At 65.9% G+C, this 22,943-nt stretch carries 21 protein-coding genes and 1 tRNA gene; 3 read left to right on the top strand and 19 right to left on the bottom strand.

Annotated features, from left to right (window positions below; all coding sequences use genetic code 11):
- Positions 1–22 precede the first annotated feature (22 nt).
- Positions 23–613 (top strand): suppressor of fused domain protein, encoded by a 591-nt coding sequence (locus CXZ05_RS13535; protein WP_079597057.1) that lies wholly within the window; start codon positions 23–25, stop codon positions 611–613.
- 130 nt (positions 614–743) lie between these two features.
- On the opposite strand, the gene CXZ05_RS13530 is transcribed toward CXZ05_RS13535, so the two are convergent.
- The 5 genes from CXZ05_RS13530 to CXZ05_RS13510 form a co-directional block, all read right to left on the bottom strand.
- On the bottom strand, positions 744–1,028 hold the full coding sequence (locus CXZ05_RS13530; RefSeq protein ID WP_079597058.1) for a hypothetical protein: 285 nt from the start codon (positions 1,026–1,028) through the stop codon (positions 744–746).
- 214 nt (positions 1,029–1,242) lie between these two features.
- On the bottom strand, positions 1,243–1,989 hold the full coding sequence (locus CXZ05_RS13525) for an HNH endonuclease family protein (protein ID WP_254865547.1): 747 nt from the start codon (positions 1,987–1,989) through the stop codon (positions 1,243–1,245).
- 150 nt (positions 1,990–2,139) lie between these two features.
- A complete protein-coding gene (locus CXZ05_RS13520) occupies positions 2,140–2,412 on the bottom strand; it encodes a hypothetical protein (RefSeq protein ID WP_139386240.1) in 273 nt (90 codons plus the stop codon).
- Positions 2,413–2,546: 134 nt separating this feature from the next.
- On the bottom strand, positions 2,547–3,677 hold the full coding sequence (locus tag CXZ05_RS13515; protein ID WP_079597060.1) for a site-specific integrase: 1,131 nt from the start codon (positions 3,675–3,677) through the stop codon (positions 2,547–2,549).
- An 87-nt stretch (positions 3,678–3,764) separates the two neighbouring features.
- A tRNA-Leu gene (locus CXZ05_RS13510) sits at positions 3,765–3,846 on the bottom strand.
- A 206-nt stretch (positions 3,847–4,052) separates the two neighbouring features.
- Between CXZ05_RS13510 and CXZ05_RS13505 the strand changes: the two genes are divergently transcribed.
- Positions 4,053–4,658 carry an ANTAR domain-containing response regulator gene (locus tag CXZ05_RS13505; RefSeq protein WP_102973101.1) on the top strand — a complete coding sequence of 202 codons (606 nt, stop codon included), beginning with the start codon at positions 4,053–4,055 and terminating at the stop codon, positions 4,656–4,658.
- Positions 4,659–4,808: 150 nt separating this feature from the next.
- Here the strand turns inward: CXZ05_RS13505 and pyk are convergent, their stop codons facing one another.
- From pyk to hisI, 11 genes are all read right to left on the bottom strand, one after another.
- Positions 4,809–6,323, bottom strand: a complete 1,515-nt coding sequence (gene pyk, locus CXZ05_RS13500; protein ID WP_102973100.1) for a pyruvate kinase — start codon at positions 6,321–6,323, stop codon at positions 4,809–4,811.
- A gap of 65 nt (positions 6,324–6,388) precedes the next feature.
- Positions 6,389–7,846, bottom strand: a complete 1,458-nt coding sequence (locus CXZ05_RS13495) for a glutamate synthase subunit beta (RefSeq protein WP_102973099.1) — start codon at positions 7,844–7,846, stop codon at positions 6,389–6,391.
- Entirely contained in the window at positions 7,839–12,455 is a 4,617-nt protein-coding gene (gltB, locus tag CXZ05_RS13490; RefSeq protein WP_102973098.1) for a glutamate synthase large subunit, read from the bottom strand. The genes CXZ05_RS13495 and gltB overlap by 8 nt, the downstream gene beginning before the upstream one ends.
- Positions 12,456–12,723: 268 nt before the next feature.
- A complete protein-coding gene (gene lgt / locus CXZ05_RS13485) occupies positions 12,724–13,971 on the bottom strand; it encodes a prolipoprotein diacylglyceryl transferase (RefSeq protein WP_102973097.1) in 1,248 nt (415 codons plus the stop codon).
- A 7-nt stretch (positions 13,972–13,978) separates the two neighbouring features.
- Positions 13,979–14,797, bottom strand: coding sequence for a tryptophan synthase subunit alpha (gene trpA / locus CXZ05_RS13480; protein WP_102973096.1), 819 nt, complete (start codon positions 14,795–14,797; stop codon positions 13,979–13,981).
- Entirely contained in the window at positions 14,794–16,119 is a 1,326-nt protein-coding gene (gene trpB, locus CXZ05_RS13475) for a tryptophan synthase subunit beta (protein WP_102973095.1), read from the bottom strand. The genes trpA and trpB overlap by 4 nt, the downstream gene beginning before the upstream one ends.
- Positions 16,120–16,213: 94 nt before the next feature.
- Positions 16,214–17,032: an indole-3-glycerol phosphate synthase TrpC gene (trpC, locus tag CXZ05_RS13470; RefSeq protein ID WP_102973094.1), complete on the bottom strand. Its 819-nt coding sequence runs from the start codon at positions 17,030–17,032 to the stop codon at positions 16,214–16,216.
- 2 nt (positions 17,033–17,034) lie between these two features.
- Entirely contained in the window at positions 17,035–17,316 is a 282-nt protein-coding gene (locus tag CXZ05_RS13465) for an HGxxPAAW family protein (RefSeq protein WP_102973093.1), read from the bottom strand.
- 96 nt (positions 17,317–17,412) lie between these two features.
- Positions 17,413–18,048, bottom strand: coding sequence for a Trp biosynthesis-associated membrane protein (locus CXZ05_RS13460; protein WP_102973092.1), 636 nt, complete (start codon positions 18,046–18,048; stop codon positions 17,413–17,415).
- A complete protein-coding gene (locus tag CXZ05_RS13455; RefSeq protein WP_102973091.1) occupies positions 18,048–19,607 on the bottom strand; it encodes an anthranilate synthase component I in 1,560 nt (519 codons plus the stop codon). The genes CXZ05_RS13460 and CXZ05_RS13455 overlap by 1 nt, the downstream gene beginning before the upstream one ends.
- A gap of 73 nt (positions 19,608–19,680) precedes the next feature.
- The gene (gene hisI, locus CXZ05_RS13450) at positions 19,681–20,124 is read right to left on the bottom strand and encodes a phosphoribosyl-AMP cyclohydrolase (protein WP_102973090.1); all 444 of its coding nucleotides are present in this window, start codon (positions 20,122–20,124) and stop codon (positions 19,681–19,683) included.
- Between the two features lie 138 nt (positions 20,125–20,262).
- Between hisI and CXZ05_RS13445 the strand changes: the two genes are divergently transcribed.
- The gene (locus tag CXZ05_RS13445) at positions 20,263–20,907 is read left to right on the top strand and encodes a TIGR03085 family metal-binding protein (protein WP_102973121.1); all 645 of its coding nucleotides are present in this window, start codon (positions 20,263–20,265) and stop codon (positions 20,905–20,907) included.
- 3 nt (positions 20,908–20,910) lie between these two features.
- Here CXZ05_RS13445 and hisF read toward each other — a convergent pair whose 3' ends face one another.
- From hisF to CXZ05_RS13430, 3 genes are read right to left on the bottom strand one after another with little or no spacing between them, the layout of a single operon-like run.
- On the bottom strand, positions 20,911–21,687 hold the full coding sequence (gene hisF / locus CXZ05_RS13440; RefSeq protein ID WP_102973089.1) for an imidazole glycerol phosphate synthase subunit HisF: 777 nt from the start codon (positions 21,685–21,687) through the stop codon (positions 20,911–20,913).
- A 48-nt stretch (positions 21,688–21,735) separates the two neighbouring features.
- Positions 21,736–22,596, bottom strand: a complete 861-nt coding sequence (gene hisG, locus CXZ05_RS13435; RefSeq protein WP_102973088.1) for an ATP phosphoribosyltransferase — start codon at positions 22,594–22,596, stop codon at positions 21,736–21,738.
- A 58-nt stretch (positions 22,597–22,654) separates the two neighbouring features.
- Positions 22,655–22,918 (bottom strand): phosphoribosyl-ATP diphosphatase, encoded by a 264-nt coding sequence (locus CXZ05_RS13430; RefSeq protein WP_003801526.1) that lies wholly within the window; start codon positions 22,916–22,918, stop codon positions 22,655–22,657.
- Between the last annotated feature and the right edge of the window lie 25 nt (positions 22,919–22,943).

Raw genomic sequence — 22,943 nt, 5'->3', positions numbered from 1 at the left:
ATATCCACGAACTAGTAGCCCGATGTCAAGGTATGTTCCTCGACGAAAACCCGGACCGGCTGCTGCACTCTTTCATCGTCAGCAGCTGGGAGTCTTCGAATGGCCCGCCGGCACCAGCCGCCGGGGCGTCCACTTCTACGCCTCCGCGGGCGCCAGCCCGTACGGCCCGGACGCCCGCCACCACGCCGTCGAACTTTTCGTGGGTGTGGAGGCCGGAGACGAAGCTGTCCTGGAAGGCTTCGCCGACATGGCCCTCAGCGTCTTGAAAAGCGGAACAGTGCCGCGGCATGGCGTGTTCGTTGCCGGTGGCTGGAAGGTCATCAAGGGCCGGGACTTCACCGGCTGGGTCCTGACCGAGCGCCCCGATGACCTGATTCCTCAACTGGACCTGCCCGATGGCCGGCACGTGGTGTTCCTGGACGCGCTGCCCGTCTTCTGGGAGGAAGCAGAGTACAGGCACGGCAACCGTGCCGACGATCAGTTCGAAATTTGGGAGGCTGAAGAAGTGAAGTCCTGGGACCTGAACCGGAAATTGCCGGCCGGGATCAAGCCACGAACAAAGCGGCTATCTGCCTGGCTGGGACGCTCGCTGGGGAAGTTTAGGAGCGTATGAGCAAGGAATGTGCGGCCTTCGATGCAGCAGCCCTACGAACCGACCCTCGGAGCCTTTATCGCCGAACAACGTGCACATGGTTCGTGGAGCTCGTGACTATACGAGCTGACCTCAAGCCCGTTCGCCAGGGCTAACGATCTGTTGGCCAGGGCTCTCGGGGACGTGCTGTGGGGGCAATCGGGAGTGCGTCGATCTTCACCAAGGCTCGGTAGGTAGCAACTACGACCATGATGAACCCGATCAGGGCCAGGATGCCACCGAGCACGGCAATGGCGGTAAAGATGCTTGCCAGGGACTGATCGCCCGGAGCGAATGCCATGGTCGCGAAGAAACCCGATGCGCTGCTGAGGAGCGGCGCACAGATAGACATTGTGACGCCGCCTACGAAGATCCCGGCGGCAGGTTTGAACTGCATGATTCCCCCAATTAGATGTCTAGTCGAAGATTACAACCAGGATCGGAGACCATGCCTATGTGACGCGGGTGTGCCTATGTGCTGTCGTCCGAGACACGAAGGTGTCGAGGAGCACCTCTTCAACGAAACCAATGCGGCTGAGCTCATGCTGTACGCCGTAGATCTCCTTAACGGCCTATGAACGTAGTCATCAACTAGGTGGCGCTTCGTGCCCTCATCCAATGCAGCCTTTCAGTGTCCTCACGATTGCGTCCCACTCGGCCTGCGTGAGCCAAAGACTGTATTTCGCTTTGATAGCAGTTTGGCGGGTGACGTACTCGCACCGGAAAGCCTCGTTCGGAGGCAGCCACGTGGCAGCGTCTTTGTCGCCTTTGGCGCTGTTGGTTGGACCGTCGACGGCCATAAGGTTCAGCGGATCATTGGCAAGTTCCTTGCGCCGGACCTCATTGAGCTGCTGTGCGCCCTTCTGCCAGGCGTCGCTGAGAGCGACGATGTGGTCGATCTGGACATCGGAGCTGGTGTCTTGTCCGCGGGTGAAGTTAATGGTGGTGCCGGTGTACTTGTCCGCCAGCCTTCCTGTCACGACCACGCAGTTGTTGGTGCCTGACTTGAACGTCTCGTTCGTCATGTCGCGGGCGAGAATGTCATTGCGGGTATCGCAGCCGTTGCGGTCAACGTCAGCCCACGCCGGCCCAAACTCATCGCGGGTGTAGCCGGTCTTCGGAGCGCGCCCCTTCACCCGCATGCTCTCCAGTTGTACAAGGGCCTTGACGGCGTCACTTACAGCGGCCGGCGCAGCGGCGGCGGCGCCTGGAGCAGCCTCGATGATTTCGTAAGCGTTGGCTGCGGCGTCACAACCTACTAATGACCCAGCCAGCATCATTGCGATGACAGCGGCCAGGGCTTCGGCGGGAGAACAGGTGGTCTTAATGGTCCTTTTGGTTACAGGGCGTTGTTCCACGCTAGCTTTGACCACCACCTGCCGCAGGTAACCGGGTCCGTGGCGCCTGCCACACGTCCGCGCCATTAGTACTCTCCGGGGTCCGCTACGGGTGCCATTGGTTGCCTCAACTGTTCGAACCATCGCCCTCACGGGAAACGTCACGTTTGCTCAACGCGCCGTAGCCAGTCTGACTCTGGACCGAGTACCGATGAGCCTTTCCTTCGTCACGGGCCCAGTGCCGGAGAGCGAGGAACCCGTGCTGCCGGGGAGGATCTCACTCAACTTGGCGATTTCCAGGATGTGTTCCGAGGTGAAGATGATCTTGCCCTTTCCCCAGCAAGCGTGAGGGAAGCGTCCACTAGTTGCGCCATCACGCAACCAGGACTCTGTGCAGCGCATCAGCGCCGCGGCTTCTGCGGGCTCAAAGAATTCGATGTCCACGACAACTCCCAAGGAATGGTGCATGTTTCTCAGATTCATGCACTCCGGGGGATTTAGCGACATGACCGAAGACGTGCTGGAGCAAACCCTCGCATTTTTGCCCGTGCATCCAGGCCGACGCACTGTAGACGCAGTCAGCGGAGAAAGGCCGTTATCGACCGCTCAGTCGCGTCAGCACCAGCCTGCAGGGCCTCCGGCATCAAGTGCCCGTACACCTGCTCTGTAGTCCGAGTGGAGGCATGCCCGAGTCGGCGCGAGATAGTGAACAAGGGCACCCCGTCCTGGATCAGCCAGGACGCGTGGGTGTGGCGGAGGTCGTGGATGCGGGGGTTCTTGGTCAGGCCAATTGCTTGGGCGGTGCGAACGGCAGGCACCCAGTAGTGGTGCCAGTAGAGCTTGTGGATGATGCGCTCGCCCTTGGGCGTCGTGAACACAAGTTCCTTCCCGGGCCTGCTCGCCACCAACGGGATCAGCAATTCCACAAGCGCGGGGTTCAGCCCGATGGTCCGTTTACCGGCACCTGTCTTCGTCGCCCCAATGTAAAACTGGTTCTGGCCGTCCCGTTTCCAGGCCTTGTTGATCCGGGCCGTAGGCGGTTTCGAGAGCAGGTCGACGTCAGCGACAGATAGGGCGGTGGCCTCCCCGAAACGGGTACCGGTCATGACCAGGAAGTTGGTGAAGGCCTTGTACCGCTCCCCCATCCCCTCCATGATGAGGCTGAACTCCGCATGGGTAAGGAACATCGCCTCGTCCTCGGCCTTCTCAACGCCCGGTAGCTGCACCCCACGGCAGGGGTTCCGCGTGATGTAGCCGAGCATCTCCGCCGTATTCATGGCTGCCGAGATCAGGCCATGCACGTTGTGAATAGTCTTCGGGGCCTTGCCCTTCGCCATCATCGACTTCACCCAGTGCGCGATCAGCCGGTAATCGAGTTTGTCCACGGGCACGTGGCCGATGACGTTCCGGATATGCAGGTCCAGCATCGTCTGGTACGTCTTCGTGGTTCCGCTCGACGGGCGGATCAGCAGGTCGATGTGCTCCTGAATGACTTCAGCAACGGTAGGTGTGCGCTTCTCGTTGGAGAGCATGGCATGCTGCGCGATTTCGAACGACTGGCCGTTGGCGTCGAGAAGCCTCTTCAGGGTTTCAGCTTCGACGATCGTGGCAACTGTCAGGCCCTGCTGCTCGCGGCTCTTCGGGTCCCGCCACAAGACCATGTAGGACGACGAGCCGTCCTTTTTGGTGCGTTTCCGAATGCTTGCCACACCAAAAACGGTACGCCGCTGTCAACACCTTGGGCGGTTTTGTCAACACCCAAAGAGGAAACAGGCCCTTGACCTGCGGAAACACTGTGCCCGAGGTGGGACTCGAACCCACACACCTTTCGATACCGCATTTTGAGTGCGGCGCGTCTGCCAATTCCGCCACTCGGGCGCGGAGTACACGGAGTAACAATCGTAGGCTCACAGCGAAGTGTGATCAACGCAGCCACTACCAGTGCGCGGATTTACTCTACATGCAGATAGGCTAAAACCCAGAATCGCGCCACCGCCGTCGCAACAAGCCATGCCGATCCAAGTACAACTGCGGGGCCCAACTAAGATAGTCATAGTCCCGCCGTACCTTTTCAAGGAGATCCCGTGTCAGAACCGACGGAGTCAAACAAAACGTCCCAGCCGGCGCGCCGCGTAATTGTGGCCGAAGACGAAACCCTCATCCGCCTGGACATCATCGAAATCCTGCGGGGCGAAGGCTACGACGTCATCGGCGAGGCCGACAACGGTGAGAAGGCCGTGCAGCTGGCCGAGGAGCTCAAGCCGGACCTGGTCCTCATGGACGTCAAGATGCCCGTCATGGACGGCATCTCCGCAGCGGAGAAGATCGTCAAGGCACGCATCGCCCCTGTGGTCCTCCTGACTGCCTTCAGCCAGAAGGAACTCGTGGAGCGCGCCCGCGACGCTGGCGCCATGGCCTACGTGGTGAAGCCGTTCACCCCTGCCGACCTGATCCCCGCCCTGGAGATCGCGCTCTCCCGCCACGAGGAGATCAAGGCGCTGGAATCCGAGGTCACCGACCTGCAGGAGCAGTTCGCCACCCGCAAGCTCGTGGAACGCGCCAAGAGCCTGCTGACCACCAAGATGGGCCTGACGGAGCCGGAAGCGTTCCGCTGGATCCAGAAGACCTCCATGGACCGCCGCCTCAGCATGCGCGAAGTGGCCGAGACTATCATCAACCAGGTCAACTAGACAGCAAGCCACACCAAAGCGGAAGGACCCCGGCAATGCGCCGGGGTCTTTCTGCTTTCCCCGCAACCAGGGACGGAGCCCGGGAAAACAAAAAGGGAGGACCCCGCCACCAATGAACTGGTGGCGGGGACCCTCCCCTTCAAGAGCTAGCTACTCGGCCGGAGCGGCTGCAGCCCTGTTCTTCTTCTTCTTTTCCGGCCACGGACCGAGCTTTTCCTTCTTCTCGGCTGCTTCGCCGAGGCGCGGGGTGTCGGCGAGGTCGCCCACCTTGTGGACCTTCAGGGAGTTGGTGGAACCGGCCTTTCCGGGAGGGGAACCGGCAGCGATGACCACGAGGTCGCCGTCTTCCACCAGTCCCATGTCCAGCAGGCTGCGGTCCACCTGTGCGGTCATCTCATCCGTGTGGCCCACCATGGCAACCAGCTGCGGCTGGATGCCCCAGGTCAGCGCCAGCTGGTTCCACACGTGCTCCACCGGAGTAAACGCGAAGACCGGCTTGATCGGGCGGAGGCGGGACAGGCGGCGTGCCGAGTCACCGGACTGCGTGAACGTACAGATGTATTTGGCGTCCAGCTGGTCCGCGATTTCGACGGCGGCACGGGTGATGGCGCCACCACGGGTCTTGGGCTTGGTGCCCAGCGGGGGGACGCGCTCCAGGCCGTGCTCCTCGGTGGACTCGATGATCCGGGCCATGGTCTTGACCGTCTCGATCGGGTACTTGCCCACGCTGGTCTCGCCGGACAGCATGACCGCGTCGGCGCCGTCGAGCACGGCGTTGGCGCAGTCGGAGGCCTCCGCACGGGTCGGGCGCGGGTTGTCGATCATGGACTCCAGCACTTGGGTGGCCACGATGACCGGCTTGGCCCAGCGGCGTGCCAGTTCGATGGCGCGCTTCTGCACGATCGGCACTTCCTCCAGCGGAAGCTCCACGCCGAGGTCGCCACGGGCCACCATGATCGCGTCGAACGCGTCAATGATCTCGTGGAGCTGGTCCACGGCCTGGGGCTTTTCGATCTTGGCGATCACCGGCACGCGGCGGCCTTCTTCGTCCATGATCTCGTGCACGCGCTTGATGTCCGAGGCGTCACGGACGAAGGACAGGGCAACGAGGTCCACGCCGCGGCGCATGGCCCAGCGGAGATCGTCCTCGTCCTTTTCGCTCAGTGCGGGGACGTTGACGGCAACGCCAGGGAGGTTGATGCCCTTGTTGTTGGACACGAAGCCGCCCACGGTCACCTTGGCCACAACCTTGACGTCGTCGACCTCGATGGCGCGCAGGGCAACCTTGCCGTCGTCGATCAGCAGGGCATCGCCCGGGTTGACGTCCTCGGTGAGGCTCTTGAGTGTGGTGGAGCAGATGTCCTTGGTGCCGGGAACGTCCTCAGTGGTGATCGTGAAGATGTCCCCCACGGCCAGCTCGTGGGGACCGTCGACGAAGCGGCCCAGGCGGATCTTCGGGCCCTGCAGGTCGGCCATGATGGCCACGGCCTTGCCCAGATCGGACGCGGCCTTGCGGACGTTTTCATAGGTGTTGTCATGCACGGAGTAGTCGCCGTGGCTCATGTTCATACGGGCTACATCAACGCCGGCTTCCAGCACCGCGAGGGTGTTTTCATAGCTGGCAATGGCCGGTCCGAAGGTGGCCACAATTTTTGCGCGTCTCATATACCTACCCTATTTGTCACTTGCATTGGTTAAGTTGTCGCGGAGATGAATTCCCCGGGTCGGCGCTACAGGACGGCTATGGCGCGGTCCGTCGGAGCCACAGGCGCAGGAAGGATGGTGCTTCCCATCAGGTATTTGTCCACCGCCGCCGCGGCGGCACGGCCTTCGGCGATGGCCCACACGATCAGGGACTGTCCGCGGCCGGCATCGCCTGCCACGAAGACACCCTCGGTGTTGGTCATGTAGTAGCCGTCGCGGGCCACGTTGCCGCGGCCGTCGAACTCGGCACTGACCTGCTCGGTGATGCCGGCCGGCTCCGCTCCGGTGAAGCCTAGGGAAAGGAACACCAGGTCGGCAGGAATGATCCGTTCGGTGCCGGCCTTGGGGAGGCGCTTGCCGTCCACGAATTCGGTCTCTGCGACCTTGACGCCGGTCAGCTGGCCGTTTTCGCCCACGAACTCCACGGTGGAGGCGAGGTACGTGCGGTCACCGCCTTCCTCGTGGGCGCTGGCCACCTCGAAGAGGGTGGGGAACGTCGGCCACGGCTGGTGGCCGGCGCGTTCCAGCGGCGGCTGCTTGCCGATGGCCAGCGTGGTCACCGACGCTGCCTGGTGGCGGTGTGCCGTGCCGATGCAGTCCGCACCGGTGTCGCCGCCGCCGAGGATGACCACGTGCTTGCCGCGGGCGTCGATGTGGTTCTCCGGGGACTCCCCTGCCACCTTGCGGTTTGAGGGGACGAGGTAATCCATGGCGAAGTGCACGCCGTCGAGGTCACGGCCCGGGATGGGAAGGTCCCGCGGCACGGTGGCGCCGGTGGCGATCACCACGGCGTCGTAGCGGCGGCGCAGCTGCTCCCAAGTGACGTCAGTACCCACGGCGACGCCGGTGCGGAAACGGGTGCCTTCGGCCTTCATCTGCTCGAGCCGGCGGTCCACCTGCTCTTTTTCCATCTTGAAGTCGGGGATGCCGTAGCGCAGCAGGCCGCCGATCTTGTCGTCCCGTTCGTAGACGGCCACGGTGTGGCCCACACGGGTCAGCTGCTGTGCAGCCGCCAGGCCGGCAGGTCCGGAACCGACGACGGCGACCGTCTTGCCGGTGAGGCGGTGCGGCGGCAGCGGGTTGACCCAGCCGTTGTCGAAGGCCTCATCGATGATGGACACCTCGACCTGCTTGATGGTCACCGCGGGCTGGTTGATGCCCAGCACGCAGGACGCCTCGCACGGGGCGGGGCAGAGCCGGCCGGTCCATTCGGGGAAGTTGTTGGTGGCGTGCAGCCGCTCAATCGCTTCCTCGCCCTTGTCCCGCCACATGAGGTCGTTCCACTCGGGAATCAGGTTCCCCAGGGGGCAGCCCTGGTGGCAGAACGGCACGCCGCAGTCCATGCAGCGGCCGGCCTGGCTCTTCAGGACACCCTTTTCCTGGGCCTCGTAAACTTCCTTCCAGTCCATGATGCGGACGGGAACGGGACGGCGCGGCTGGGTTTCACGCTGACGTACTTTCAGAAATCCGCGTGGATCAGCCACCGGTCACCTCCAGGATTCGAGACCAAACTTCTTCGCCATCGGGGTCAAGGCCCTCTTCGATGGCGTCGAGACGGGTTTGCAGCACTGCGGCGTAGTCGCGCGGCAGCACCTTGGTTATGCGGGCAGCGGTGTCGTCGAAGTTGTCGAGCAGACGCGCGGCCAGCTGGGATTCGGTTTCCTCCACGTGCTTGACCAGCAGGCCGTGGACGATGTCGCGGTCCTCGGCGTCCAGTTCAAGGAGCTGGAGTTCGCCGGACTCGAGGGCCTGCTTGTTGACGCGTTCGGTCCGCAGGTCCAGCACGTAGGCCGTACCGCCGGACATGCCGGCGCCGAAGTTGCGGCCGGTGCGGCCGATGATCAGCGTCTGGCCGCCGGTCATGTACTCGCAGCCGTGGTCGCCGATGCCTTCGACAACCGCGGTGGCGCCCGAGTTGCGGACCAGGAAGCGTTCTCCCACCTGGCCGCGCAGGAACAGCTCGCCGCTCGTGGCGCCGTAGCCGATCACGTTGCCGGCAACAACGTTGCGTTCAGCCTGGAACACGTTGGTGCGGTCCGGGCGGACGATGATCCGGCCGCCGGAGAGTCCCTTGCCCACGTAGTCGTTGGAGTCGCCGTACATGCGCAGCGTGATGCCGGCAGGCAGGAAGGCGCCCAGCGACTGCCCGGCGGTGCCGTTCAGCGTGATGTCAATCGTGTCCGTGGCCAGCACGTCCGTGCCGAACGTCTTGGTCACGACGTGGCCCAGCATGGTGCCCACCGAACGGTCGGTGTTGATGACGTCCACCGTGATCTTCACCGGGGCACGGTCGGTCAGCGCCTCGGCGGCCATGGTGATGAGCCGCTGGTCGAAGTGCTTGTCCAGCTCGTGGTTCTGGCCGGTCAGGTTCCGCAGCGGGGCGTCGTCGTCGAACTCGAGGCCGTGCAGGATCGGATCCAGGTCCAGGCCCTCGGCCTTCCAGTGGCTGATGGCGTCCTGGGTGTCCAGCATTTCCGCGTGGCCGATCGCTTCCTCGATGCTCCGGAAACCGAGCTCCGCGAGGATCTCGCGGACTTCCTCGGCGAGGAATTCGAAGAAATTGACCACGAACTCCGGCTTGCCGCTGAAGCGGGCGCGCAGCTCGGGGTTCTGCGTGGCAACGCCCACCGGGCAGGTGTCCAGGTGGCAGACGCGCATCATGATGCAGCCCTCAACCACCAGCGGTGCCGTGGCGAAGCCGAATTCCTCGCCGCCGAGCAGCGCGGCGATAACGACGTCGCGGCCGGTCTTGAGCTGGCCGTCCACCTGCACCACCACGCGGTCGCGCAGGCCGTTGAGCATGAGGGTCTGCTGGGTCTCTGCGAGACCCAGTTCCCACGGCACGCCAGCATGCTTGAGCGAGTTCAGCGGCGAGGCGCCGGTACCGCCGTCGTGCCCGGAAACAAGCACGACGTCGGCCTTCGCCTTGGTGACACCGGCGGCAACTGTGCCGATTCCCACCTCGGAGACGAGCTTGACGTGCACCCGGGCGGAGGGGTTCGCGCGCTTGGCATCGTAGATGAGCTGCGCGAGGTCCTCGATCGAGTAGATGTCGTGGTGCGGGGGCGGGGAGATGAGTCCGACGCCGGGCGTCGAGTGGCGCGTCCGGGCAACCCAGGGGTAGACCTTCTGGGCCATCAGCTGGCCGCCTTCGCCGGGCTTGGCGCCCTGGGCCATCTTGATCTGGATGTCGTCCGCGTTGGTCAGGTAGAGGCTCGTGACACCGAAGCGGCCCGAGGCAATCTGCTTGACGGCGGAACGGCGCTCGGGATCGAGCAGGCGATCCACGTCCTCGCCGCCTTCACCGGTGTTGGACTTGCCGCCCAGCCGGTTCATGGCAATCGCGAGGGTCTCGTGGGCTTCCTTGGAGATGGAGCCGTAGCTCATGGCACCCGTGGAGAAGCGCTTGACGATGCTGGAGACCGGCTCGACTTCCTCGAGCGGCACAGCGGGGCGCGCGCCGTCCTTGAACTTGAGCAGACCGCGGAGGGTCATCAGGTTCTCGGACTGGTCATCCACGCCCTTGGTGTAGGCCTTGAAGATGTCGTAGCGGCGCTCACGCGTGGCGTGCTGCAGCCGGAAGACCGTCTCCGGGTTGAAGAGGTGCGGTTCGCCGTCGCGGCGCCACTGGTACTCGCCGCCGCCCAGCAGGGGCCGGTGCGGCTGTTCGATGCCACCCTCCGGGTAGGCCATCTGGTGCCGCGCGGAAACCTCGGCCGCGATGACGTCCAGGCCCACGCCGCCCAGCTGGGAATGCGTGCCGGCGAAGAATTCGTCCACCAGTTCCTGGCCGAGGCCTAGCGCCTCGAACGTCTGGGCGCCGGTGTAGGACGCCACAGTGGAAATGCCCATCTTGGACATGATCTTCAGGACACCCTTGCCGAGGCCCTTGATCAGGTTGTAAACGCCGTCCTGCGGGGTCACACCCACCACGTCGCCGGCAGCAATGAGCTGCTCAACGGATTCCATGGCCAGATACGGGTTCACGGCGGACGCGCCGTAGCCCACGAGGACTGCCACGTGGTGGGTCTCGCGGACGTCGCCGGCCTCGACCACCAGGGCGGTCTTGGTGCGGTTGGCACTGCGCAGCAGGTGGTGGTGCACGGCGCTGACCAGCAGCAGGGACGGGATCGGGGCCCACTGCGCGTTCGAGTCGCGGTCCGAGAGGACCACGTACTGCACGCCGCGGTTGATGGCGCCGGACACCTGCTCGCAGATTTCGGTGAGCCGGGCCCGCAGCGCGTTCTCGCCGCCCTCGGGGCGGTAGAGGCCGCGGACCTTCATGGCGACGCGGTTGCCCTCGGCGTCCTCGATGTTGGCGATCTTGGCGAGCTGGTCGTTGTTGATCACCGGGAACGGCAGGGAGACCTGCGGCTGGCGCACCTGCTTGGTGTCCAGGAGGTTGCCGTTGGGGCCGATGGCGCAGGTCAGGGAGGTGACCAGTTCCTCACGGATGGCGTCCAGCGGGGGATTCGTGACCTGCGCAAAGGACTGCACGAAGTAGTCGAAGAGCAGGCGGGGGCGCTTTGACAGTACAGCCACCGGGGTGTCGGAGCCCATGGCGCCCAGCGGTTCGGCGCCGGTGCGGGCCATCGGGCCCAGCAGGATCTTGAGCTCTTCGGTGGTGTAGCCGAAGGTCCGCTGGCGGATGTTCACGGAAGCCGCGGTGTGCACCACGTGCTCGCGTTCCGGCAGCTCGTTGAGGTCGATCAGGTTGTCCTTGACCCACTCAGCCCAGGGGTTCGCGGCGGCGACCTCGGCCTTGACCTCGTCATCGCCGATGATCCGGCCGGCCTCGGTGTCCACCAGGAACATCTTGCCGGGCGAGACGCGGCCCTTCTTGACCACCTTGGAGGGTTCGACGTCGATCACACCCACCTCGGAGGCGAAGACCACCAGGCCGTCCTCGGTGATCCAGTAGCGGCCGGGGCGCAGGCCGTTGCGGTCCAGGGTGGCTCCCACGAGGGCGCCGTCGGTGAACGAGACAGCGGCGGGGCCGTCCCACGGCTCCATCAGGAGGGAGTGGTACTCGTAGAACGCCTTGCGCGCCGGATCCATCGTGGCGTGGTTTTCCCACGCCTCGGGGATCATCATCATGATCGCGTGGGTGATGGGGCGGCCGGACAGCCACAACAGTTCGGCCACTTCATCGAAGGACGCGGAATCGGAGGCGCCCGGGGTGCAGATCGGGAACAGCTCTTCCGGCGAGTCGCCCAGCAGCGGGTTGGCGAGCTGGGACTGGCGGGCGCGCATCCAGTTCCGGTTGCCCTTGACGGTGTTGATTTCACCGTTGTGGGCGATGGTGCGGAACGGCTGGGCCAGCGGCCAGGACGGGAAGGTGTTGGTGGAGAAGCGCGAGTGGACGATCGCCAGCTTGGTCTTGAAGCGCTTGTCCGAAAGGTCCGGGTAGAACGGCTCCAGCTGGGCCGTGGTCAGCATGCCCTTGTAGACGATGGTCCGCGAGGACAGCGACGGGAAGTAGACGCCGAACTTGTTCTGGGCGCGCTTGCGGATACGCCAGGCGCGGCCGTCCAGGTCGTTGCGGTCCAGCTGCTCGCCGGTTGCCGAGGCGAAGAAAGGCTGGGAGAAGTACGGCATGCAGGCACGCGCCATGGCACCGACAAGATCGGCGACGACGGGAACCTCGCGCCAGCCCAGGACAGTGAGTCCCTCGTCGGCGGCCAGGCCCTCGATGCCGGCCTTGGCGGCGTCGGCCTCGCGCTGCTCAGCAGGCAGGAAGGCGGTGCCCACCACGTACTGGCCGGGGGCCGGAAGTTCGAATTCTGTGACGGCACGGAAGAACTCGTCCGGCACCTGCATCAGGAGACCGGCGCCGTCCCCCGTGCCCTCATCTGCGCCGACGGCACCGCGGTGCTCGAGGTTGCGCAGGGCAGTAAGGGCGGCATCGACGATGTCGTAGCCGGGCTCGCCGCGCAGGGTGGCGATAATCGCAAGACCGCAGGCGTCCTTCTCCTGCTCCGGGTTGTAGAGCCCGGCTGCCTCGGGGAGCGCCGCGAACCGCTTGAACGGCGACATGGCGGCGTCCGGCTGGTTCGGTTCGGACCAGCTGGGGCTTGAAAGAGTTTGGGTCATGGGAGACGTCCTTCCTCCTGATCGTGCGTATGGAAGGGACAACGTTGGCCCCACTCAGAGCGCCTCTGTGATGGGCACAACAAAGTGTTACTGCTTACTGGAAATTGTAGGGCAGGCATGCGTGCTGAACTAACAGTTACGCAGGCTTCTGCCCCGGGGCTTGACCGGCCAGCAGCTCTATGCTGACCGGAGTTGGCCTCTGCCACGACGCTGTGGGTGTCGGGCGCTCCGAGCGGTAACTCTCTGCTGCCCTGGGTGCCGGTGCCTTCTAGCGTGAGCTGTCGGCCTCCGGCGCGGTTCCGGTGTCTGTGCCACCGGACTTTCCGGTGTTCCGCGACTCCGCGGCGGTTGGGGTTCCGCCGGTGGATGCCGGGACTGCTTCCGTTTGGGCAGAAGTTAGCCCGGAACCGTTTTGGTTATCAGGGAGATTACCACGCGATTCACTATCTGAGACAACACGGTCCGTATCACGGACTGGATTGCCGGTCACATTCGGAGCGGAAGCGGAGTCCTTTGAACCTTCCCCGTGCACCCACGAACCGGCGGTTCCAGCACCGGCCGGCGTCCCGCCGTCGGCCGTGGCAGCCGCAGCGGGGGCTGGCTCCCGCCCCGGCAGGTAAACACTGTCCGCGTCGCCGTCCTTGTGCCGGCCCAGCCAGATGAACACGGCCAGGGCGGCGAGGAACACGAAGATGCTGGTCCAGACGTTCAGCCGGGTAGTGATGCCGAACAGGCTGATCTGCTCGGCGTCGTCGATGCGCATGGCCTCGATCCAGACGCGGCCCAGCGTGTAGTACATGGCATACAGCCAGAAGAGCCTGCCGCGGCGGAAGTGGAACCGGCGGTCCAAAGCCAGCAGGATCAGCACGCCCGCGATGTTCCAGAGCGATTCATAGAGGAACGTGGGGTGGAACAGGGTGTCCGCCGGGTAGCCGGCCGGGAAATTGGCGTTGTCCGCGTCCACCTGGAGTCCCCACGGCAGCGTGGTGGGGCCGCCGAACAGCTCCTGGTTGAAGTAGTTTCCCCACCGGCCCAGGGCCTGCGCCAGCAGAAGCCCCGGAGCCGCGGCATCGAGGAACGCCGTGAGCTTGACCCCTGCACGGCGGCAGCCGATCCAGGCGCCGAAGGCACCCAGCACCACGGCGCCCCAGATTCCAAGGCCGCCGCGCTGGATCTGCGGGATCAGGGACAGGTCGCCGGTGCCGTCGAAGCCCGGACCGAAGTACGCGTCCGGGGACGAGAACACGTGGTAGAGCCGGCCGCCGATGATGCCGAAGGGGATGGCCCAGATGGCGATGTCCCAGACACTGCCTTCAGGCGCTCCGCGCCTGGCCCAGCGGACGGATGTCAGCCAGAGGCCGACGACGATGCCCGCCAGGATGCACAGGGCGTAGGCATGGATGCGGAGCGATCCCCACGGCAGCGGAATATCGAACCCGGACCAGTCCGGGCTCGGGATGCTTGCGGGCACCAGGCCGGCTGGAACCAGCGCGGCTGCGGTGAGGAGCGTCTGCATGGTTGCGTTACTTCCTGGTCAGTCCGGTACTGAGGTCTTTGGTGAGCTGCGCAACGGCGTCCACGCCGCCGTCGCGCACGGCCGCAACGAGCGCCGAGCCGACGATCACACCGTCCGCGTAGGCCGCGATTTCCGAGACCTGCTCAGCGGTGGAGACGCCGAGACCCACGCACACGCGTTCAGCGCCGGCGGCCCTGGCCGCGGCCACAACGTCCTCGGCCGCCGAGCTAACGGACGAGCGGGCGCCGGTGACGCCCATGATGGAGACGGCGTAGACGAAGCCGCGGCTCGCGTCGACGGTCCGGCGCATGCGCTCGGGCGTGGAGGAGGGCGCCACCAGGAAGACACGGTCCAGGCCGTACTTCTCCGACGCGTCCATCCACTCGGCTGCCTCATCCGGGATCAGGTCCGGGGTGATGAGCCCCGCTCCCCCGGCCTCGGCCAGGCGGCGCGAGAACTCGTCCACGCCCATTCGGACCACAGGGTTCCAGTACGTCATGACCAGGACCGCGGCGTCCGTCTGGCTGGTGATGCCGGCGACGACGTCAAAGACCTGGCGGACGGAGAACCCCTTCGCCAGGGCCTCGGTGGTGGCCGCCTGGATGACCGGGCCGTCCATGACCGGGTCGGAGTACGGAATGCCGATTTCGATCAGGTCGGCGCCGTTGCGCGCCAGGGCGATGCCGGCGGCGATGGTTTCCTCGACGCTGGGGTACCCGGCGGGCAGGTAGCCGATCAGGGCCGCGCGGCCTTCCGCGCGGGCCTTGTCGATGGCGATGGCCGACTTGCTGGTGGCCGGCTTACCGGTGTTTCGCTCCGTGGTCACAGCTGCTCCCCTTCCTTGCCGATGACTGCTTCGGCCGAGTCCTTGTCCAGGAGGTCGAACCACTCCGCGGCGGTGGCCACGTCCTTGTCTCCCCTGCCGGACAGGTTCACCACCACGATCTTGTCTGACGCGCCGGCGGCGCCGCCCTCGGCTGCCAGCCGCTGCCCCACCTTGATGGCGCCGGCGAGGGCGTGGGAGGACTCGATCGCGGGGATGATGCCCTCGGTGCGGCACAGGAGCTTGAAGGCTTCCATAGCTTCACTGTCCGTAATCGGCTCGTAGCTGACGCGTCCGATGTCGGCGAGGTAGGAGTGCTCCGGTCCAACGCCGGGGTAGTCCAGACCGGCCGAAATGGAGTGCGACTCGATAGTCTGGCCGTCGTCGTCCTGCATGAGGTAGGACCGGGCGCCGTGGAGCACGCCGGGCCGGCCGAGCGTGATGGTGGCCGCGTGGCGGCCGGTCTCGACACCGTCGCCGCCGGCCTCGAAGCCGTAGATCTTCACCGACGGGTCATCGAGGAAACCGTGGAAGATGCCGATGGCGTTGGAGCCGCCGCCGATGCAGGCGCAGACGGCGTCCGGCAGGCGGCCGGCCTGCTCGAGGATCTGGGCGCGGGCCTCTTCGCCGATGACTTCGTGGAAGTAGCGGACCAGGGCCGGGAACGGGTGGGCGCCCGCTGCCGTGCCCAGCAGGTAGTGGGTGTTGCCGACGTTGGCTACCCAGTCCCGGAGGGCTTCGTTGATGGCGTCCTTGAGGGTCTGCGAACCGTTGGTGACGGGGATGACCGTGGCGCCCAGGAGTTCCATCCGGGCCACGTTCAGCGCCTGCCGGCGGCAGTCTTCGGCGCCCATGTAGACGACGCATTCCAGGCCCAGGAGGGCGGCGGCGGTGGCGCTGGCCACGCCGTGCTGGCCGGCGCCGGTTTCGGCGATGACGCGGGTCTTGCCCATCCGCTTGGCAAGGAGCGCCTGGCCCAGCACGTTGTTGATCTTGTGCGAGCCGGTGTGGTTCAGGTCCTCGCGCTTGAGGAAGATCCGGACGCCGCCGGCGTGCTCCGCAAAGCGCTTGGCCTCGGTCAGCAGTGAGGGACGGCCGGAGTAGTTCTTGTTCAGGTCCGCGATCTGCGCGATGAACTCGGGATCGGCCTTGGCCTTCTCGAACGTGTCCTCGAGCTCGTCCAGGGCGGCGATCAGTGACTCAGGCATCCAGCGGCCGCCGTAGGCGCCGAAGTAGGGTCCCGGGGCGTGGCGCAGCGAGGTGCCTCCCTGCAGGAATGCATCCACCGTGCCCTCGTCAGAGCCGGCTGTTGGCGCGTCGGCCATCAGTCTCACCATCCTGTTCACTTTTTCTTATTGATGTCAGGCGCCATCTGCCCGCATGTCGTGCGGACGGATGGCGCCACGGTTGGGTGGGAGCTCAGGCCCGGGCGGCGATGGCCGCGGCCCCGGCCGCCGTGAACTCCGCGATGCGTTCACGCGGGGTGGCGTCGCTGACGAGCGCCTCCCCCACGAGGATGGCGTTGGCGCCGTGCGCCGCGTAGTGCGCGACGTCGTCGGCGTTCCGAACGCCCGACTCCGCCACCACCACGGCACCGACCGGAATGCTGCCGGCGAGCGAGGCGAAAAGGGAGCGGTCGACGTCGAGCGTCTTGAGGTTGCGCACGTTGACGCCGATGATCCGGGCGTCGGCAGCCACGGCGCGCTCGACTTCCTCCGGCGTGTGCGTTTCCACCAGCACGTTCATGCCGAGCTCACGGCTCAGGGCGCTGAATTCACGCAGCTGCTGGTCGGACAGGGCTGCCACGATCAGGAGGATGAGGTCCGCGCCGTGGGCACGGGCTTCCCAGATCTGGTACTCGTCCAGGGTGAAGTCCTTGCGCAGCAGCGGGACGTCCACCCGGGCGCGCACGGCATCCAGGTCAGCCAACGAACCGTTGAAACGTCGCTGCTCGGTGAGCACGCTGATCACCGCGGCTCCGCCGTCGGCGTACTGTACGGCCAGCGACGCGGGGTCCGCGATGCTGGCGAGGTCGCCCTTGGAAGGGCTGCGGCGCTTGATCTCGGCGATGACCTTGAGCTCGCCGCGGTCCGCGGACGTGCCGCCGAGGGCAGCCCAGGCGTCCCGGGCAGGAGCCGCCGCCAGGGCGCGGTCCTTCAGCTCCGCGAGGGACACGAGGCGCTTCCGATCCTCCATGTCCTCCCTGACACCGGCGTTGATGTCGTCGAGAACCGTCACCGTTAGTGGCTGTTCTTGATCTTGCTGCCGCCGACGCCGTAGCCGGCCTTGCGCATGATGAAGCCGGCCAGCAGGCCGAGAATCATGACGGCGATGCCGGCCCAGAAGATCGGGCTGCTGGCAATGACGAACGCGATGGAGGCGATGAGGGCGCCGATGAGCATGACGATCACGCAGGTCCAGGCGGCCGGGCTGTTGCCGTGGCCCAGGTCGATGCTGTGGTCGATGCCGTGGTGCTCCTTGGGGGCAGCGGGCTTGGTACCGGAAACAGTGGCTTTGCTCATGTGAATCTCCTCAGGATCAATACTGCTTACATTCTGCCATTTTTTGCCGCGGCCTTCGGCATCGCGGCCGGGGCGCGTGGCTGCGTGACCCGCCGCTCAGGTGGGGTCGTCGCCCCGGGAGAGCCTGTCCCAGCTGTCGATCTCGTCCACCGGCCCGCTCTGGCTGGCTGCGGGACCCGCCGCGGCGGCGTCGTACTTGGTGCGGGACTTCCAGTACCGCCCCGCCGGAACCACCAGCAGGCCGGCGGCGGCCAGCAGGGAACCTGCGACGACGGCCAGCACCGGGAAGGCACTGACGCTCACGTCCGCGCTGCCACCCGAAACGCCGGTGGCCGCGGCGATGGATCCCTGGGCTGCGGCGAGGGGATCAGCGAGGACCGTGGCGGCAGCGGCGATGATGCCGGCGGCCGCCAGCACGATGATGGCCGTGGTGACCCAGCGTGCGATTTTCCCGGCGATGGAAGCCGCCAGTCCGCCCGCCAGTGCGACGAGGGCCAGGGCCGTGACCGTGGTGGCGGCTTTGCTGCCCTGGACCTGGAGGCCGCCTTCGCTTCCGGCGGCCTGGCCCAGCTGCTGGGGGTCGAGATGGACCGTCAGCCAGGTCTGCGTGGTGGTGCCGAAGACCGCCAGCGCCAGGGCCGCGATCAGCAGCACCACCGTGGACTTGCGGGCCCAGCCCGGCACCGCGCCGCGCGCTATGGCCGGGGTGGCGGATCCTGCGGGTACCGCCATCAGGAGTTTGCCTCGGTGACGGAATCCGAAGTGATGTTGTGCAGCGAACCCGCCGTGTGCACAGCCCGCAGCGGGGCCGCCGCCTTGTTGACGGTTTCCTGCGCCTCGGCCGGGTTGCTCGAATCCGCCACGATGCCGCCGCCGGCCTGGACGTAGGCGCGTCCCTCGCGCAGAAGCGCGGAGCGGATGGCGATGGCCATGTCCATGTCGCCGGCAAAGTCCAGGTAGCCCACGACTCCCCCGTAGATGCCGCGCCGGTGGGGCTCGAGTTCGTCCAGGAGGCGCAGGGCGCGGGGCTTCGGGGCGCCGGAGAGGGTTCCGGCCGGGAAGGTGGCCTTCAGGACGTCATAGGCCTTGGCGGTGGGAGCCAGGCGTCCGACGACGGTGGAGACCAGGTGCATGATGTGGCTGAAACGCTCCACCTCCATGAACTGGGTGACGTCCACGGAACCCGCCACGCAGACCTTCGACAGGTCGTTCCGGGACAGGTCCACCAGCATGAGGTGCTCCGCCCGCTCCTTCTGGTCCGCGAGGAGTTCCTCCGCCATCGCCTTGTCCGCGTCCACGGTCTTGCCGCGCGGGCGGGACCCCGCAATCGGGTGGGTGATGACGTCCTCGCCGGTGACGGTCACCAGCGCCTCCGGCGACGAGCCGACGATCGAATACTGGCGGCCGGCGGCGTCCTCGAGGCTGAAGATGTACATGTACGGGCTCGGGTTGGTGTTGCGCAGCACCCGGTAGACGTCCAGCGGCGACGCCCCGCACTCCATCTCGAAGCGGCGGGAAATGACCACCTGGAAGACTTCGCCGTCCACGATCGCCTCCTTGCCGCGGTCGAGGGCGGCGAGGTAGTCGGGCTCGTGCCAGCGCTCCTGGACGCTCGCGGCAAAATCGAGGGCCGCCGGCTCCAGCACGGACACCGGCTGGACCACCGGGGTGCTGATGCCTGCCAGCAGTTCCTTCACCCGGGCGACAGCGTCATGCCATGCCTCGTCCACGCGCTCGGAGCTGTTGTCGAAGTTGATGGCGTTGGCGATCAGCAGCACAGTGCCGTCCATGTTGTCGTGGACAGCCATGTCGGTGACGAGGTTCAGGGCCAGCTCCGGAAGCTGCAGGTCGTCCTCGGGCGGGCTCGTCAGCTTTTCCCAGTGGCGGACCGTCTCCCAGCCCAGGAAGCCCACCAGCCCGGAGGTGAACGGAGGAAGCCCTTCGAACCGGTCAGTGCGCAGCGCCTCGATGGTGTCGCGGATGGCATCAACGGGATTTCCGTCCACGGGCACCCCGGCCGGCGGCTCGCCCAGCCAGTGCGCCTGCCCGTCCTTGGTGGTCAGCGTGGCGCGGGACCGGGAACCAATGAAGGAATAACGGGACCAGGCACCGCCGACAGCCGCCGACTCCATAAGGAACGTGCCCGGCTGGCCCTGCGCAAGTTTCCGGTACAGCCCGATCGGCGTTTCGGCATCCGCCAGCACCTTCAGCCGGACAGGGATGACGCGGCTGTGGGCGGCGAGTTCCCGGAATTCTTCGAGGCCAGGGCTGATGATTCCGAGGTCCTGCATTGCTATTGGTTCTCCGTCTGTTCTTGGATAGTGCCTGTTGAGTGTTGGGCCGTTGGGGAAAGAGCTTCGGCCGCTAGCTGGCCGGACCTGCCACAACGTCGAAGGCCCGGCCGTCGAAGCAGGTCCGGGTACCGGTGTGGCATGCTGCGCCCACCTGGTCCACCCGCACGAGGAGGGCATCGCCGTCGCAGTCCAGGGCCACCGACTTGACCCACTGCACGTGGCCGGACGTGTCACCCTTGCGCCAATACTCCTGGCGGGAGCGCGAGTAGAAAGTCACGCGGCCGGTGGTCATGGTCCGGTTCAGGGCTTCGTCGTCCATCCAGCCCAGCATGAGGACCTCATTGGTATCGAACTGCTGCACGATGGCAGCCACAAGTCCGGCGCCATCGCGCTTCAGTGCCGAGGCAATCCCGGCCGGAAGGGGGCTTCCGGGCAGGAGGCTTTCGCCGGCGTTGGACGAAGGGGCACCGGCCGTTGGGGCGGGGGCGGGGCTGGGGGCAGGCTGCTCAGACATCACGTCAAGTCTAGTGCCCCCACCGGGACGCTGGCACGAGGGCCCCTGTCACCTGCCCGCCCCTGTGTAGAACGGCACAAATTCACCTGGATCAACAGACTGCGCAACTCTCCCGGGGACGTGCTAGTTTTCCAAGTGATGCATTTCGTCGATCCGTCCCGAGAAGTCCTGGCCGAGACCCTGCTGGCGGCCGGCCCTGACTCCCCCACGCTCTGCAAGGGCTGGCAAACCAGGGACCTCGCAGCGCACCTGTACCTGCGGGAGCGGAAAGCCGCCGTCGGGCTGGGCCTGATCATCAAGAGCCTGTCCAAGGCCTCGGATAAGGCAACCGCCCGCCTCGCCGGAAAGCTCCGGACCGCCGACGAGTATGCCAAGCTCGTGAACTCCTTCCGCGCCGGACCGCCCGCATTCTCGCCCATGAAGATCAAGGCGCTGGATGAGAGCTCCAACCTCATCGAATACTTCGTCCACACCGAGGACATCCGGCGGGCGGTTGACCGCTGGGCCCCCCGTGCCCTCGACGAGGAATATTCGGACGCACTGTGGGATGAGCTCGTCAAGCGGGCAGCTATCCTCTATCGCGGCGTGGACCTCGGCATCGTCCTGGTCAGCCCCTCGGGCCCCAGGCACGTCGCCAAGCGCGCGCCTGTGTCCGTGGCTATCGTGGGGGAACCCGGTGAGCTGCTGATGCACGCCCACGGCCGCACCCGCCATGCGCTGGTGACTTTCGAAGGCCAGCCGGACGCTGTCGCCCTCCTCCAGTCAGCCGAAGTAGGGCTTTAACGCTTAGCGGACCTCGAAGCCGGCGTCGCGGATTGCGGTCTTGACCTGGGACATCATGTCGTCCGGGCCCCAGTGGAAGATCGAGGCGGCCAGGACGGCGTCCGCTCCGGCCTGGACGGCGGGCGGAAAGTGCGCAGGTTCCCCGGCGCCGCCGGAGGCGATGATCGGAACCTTGACCGCGGACCGGACCAGCCGGATGAGCTCAAGGTCAAAGCCGTCCTTGGTGCCGTCGGCGTCGATCGAGTTCAACAGGATCTCACCGACCCCGCGGTCCGCCGCTTCCTTGGCCCAGGCAATGGCGTCAATTCCTGTGCCCTGCCGGCCACCGTGGGTGGTCACTTCAAAGCCCGACGGCGTGGGCTGGGATCCGGCGCGGACCCGCCGGGCGTCCACGGACAGCACCAGCACCTGGGAACCAAAGTGCCGGGTGATTTCGTCGATGACGTCGGGGCGGGCCACGGCGGCGGTGTTGATGGAGGCCTTGTCGGCTCCGAAGCGCAGCAGCTTGTCCACCTCGGCAACGCCGCGGACGCCGCCGCCGACGGTGAGCGGGATGAACACTTCCTCCGCGGTGCGGCGGACGACGTCGAACGTGGTCTCCCGGTTGCCGGAGGACGCGGTCACATCGAGGAACGTGAGCTCGTCGGCGCCGGCGTTGTCGTAACGGTGCGCCAGTTCCACGGGGTCCCCTGCGTCTCGAAGGCCTTCGAAATTGATGCCCTTGACCACGCGGCCGGCATCAACATCCAGGCAGGGGATAACGCGGACGGCTACAGCCATGACTTCTCCTGTTGTGCTGCTGGGGTGTGCTGTCTGGGGGAAACCGGGTCAGATCCGGCAGGCGTGGATGCTGCTGACCAGGATGGCGCGGGCCCCGAGGTCGTACAGCTCGTCCATGATCCGGTTGGTTTCCTTCTTGGGCACCATGGAGCGGACGGCCACCCACTCGGAATCGCGCAGCGGCGAGACGGTGGGTGATTCCAGGCCGGGCGTAAGGCCGGCGGCCTGCTCCACGAGCTCCTTGCGGATGTCGTAGTCCATGAGCACGTACTGCCGCGCCACCAGCACACCCTGCAGGCGGCGGATCAGGACCTCGATCTCCTTGGCCGTGCCGTTGGCGGCCCCGCCTTCGCCGGCGCGGCGGATGAGGACGGCCTCGGATTTCAGGATCGGATCCCCGAAGATTTCCATGCCGGCGGCCTTGAGGGTGTTGCCCGTTTCCACGACGTCGGCAATGGCATCCGCGACGCCGAGACGCACGGAGGATTCCACGGCGCCATCCAGCCGGACCACCTTCGCCTTGATGCCGCGCTCCGCCAGGTAATCGCGCAGCAGCCCGTCGTAGCTCGTGGCAAGGCGCTTGCCCTCGAGCTCATCTACCGTGCGGAAGTCGCCGATCGGCCCGGCGAAGCGGAACGTTGAGGCGGCGAAGCCGAGAGGAAGCAGTTCCTCAGCCTCCACCTGCGCGTCCAGCAGGAGGTCACGGCCGGTGATCCCGACGTCGAGCGTTCCCTGCCCGACGTAAACGGCGATGTCCCGGGGGCGGAGGAAGAAGAACTCGATGTCGTTGTCGGGGTCCACCATGACCAGCTCACGGCTGTCCCGGCGCTGGCGGTAGCCCGCCTCGGACAGCATCGCGGAGGCGGCTTCGGACAGGGATCCCTTGTTGGGTACGGCTACACGCAGCATTAGGAGGTCTTTCTGGTTTGGAAGGTTGTGTCAGGCAAGCGGGGCCACGCAGAGGCGGCTAGAGATGCTTGTAGACGTCTTCCAGGCTGAGTCCCTTGGCCAGCATCAGGACCTGCAGGTGGTACAGGAGTTGCGAGATCTCCTCGGCGGCGGCTTCGTCGGATTCGTACTCGGCTGCCATCCAGACTTCGGCCGCTTCCTCCACGACTTTCTTGCCGATGCCGTGGATTCCCGACTCCAATTCAGCAACGGTACGGGAGCCCTCGGGGCGGGTCGCTGCCTTCTCGCTCAGTTCTGCGAACAGCGTCTCGAAATTCTTCACGCCCTCCAGCCTACTTGCTCGGGGC

The sequence above is a fragment of the Arthrobacter sp. AFG20 genome (assembly GCF_002892795.1).
Classification (GTDB): domain Bacteria; phylum Actinomycetota; class Actinomycetes; order Actinomycetales; family Micrococcaceae; genus Arthrobacter.
This window is presented reverse-complemented; position numbering and strand designations above follow the sequence as displayed.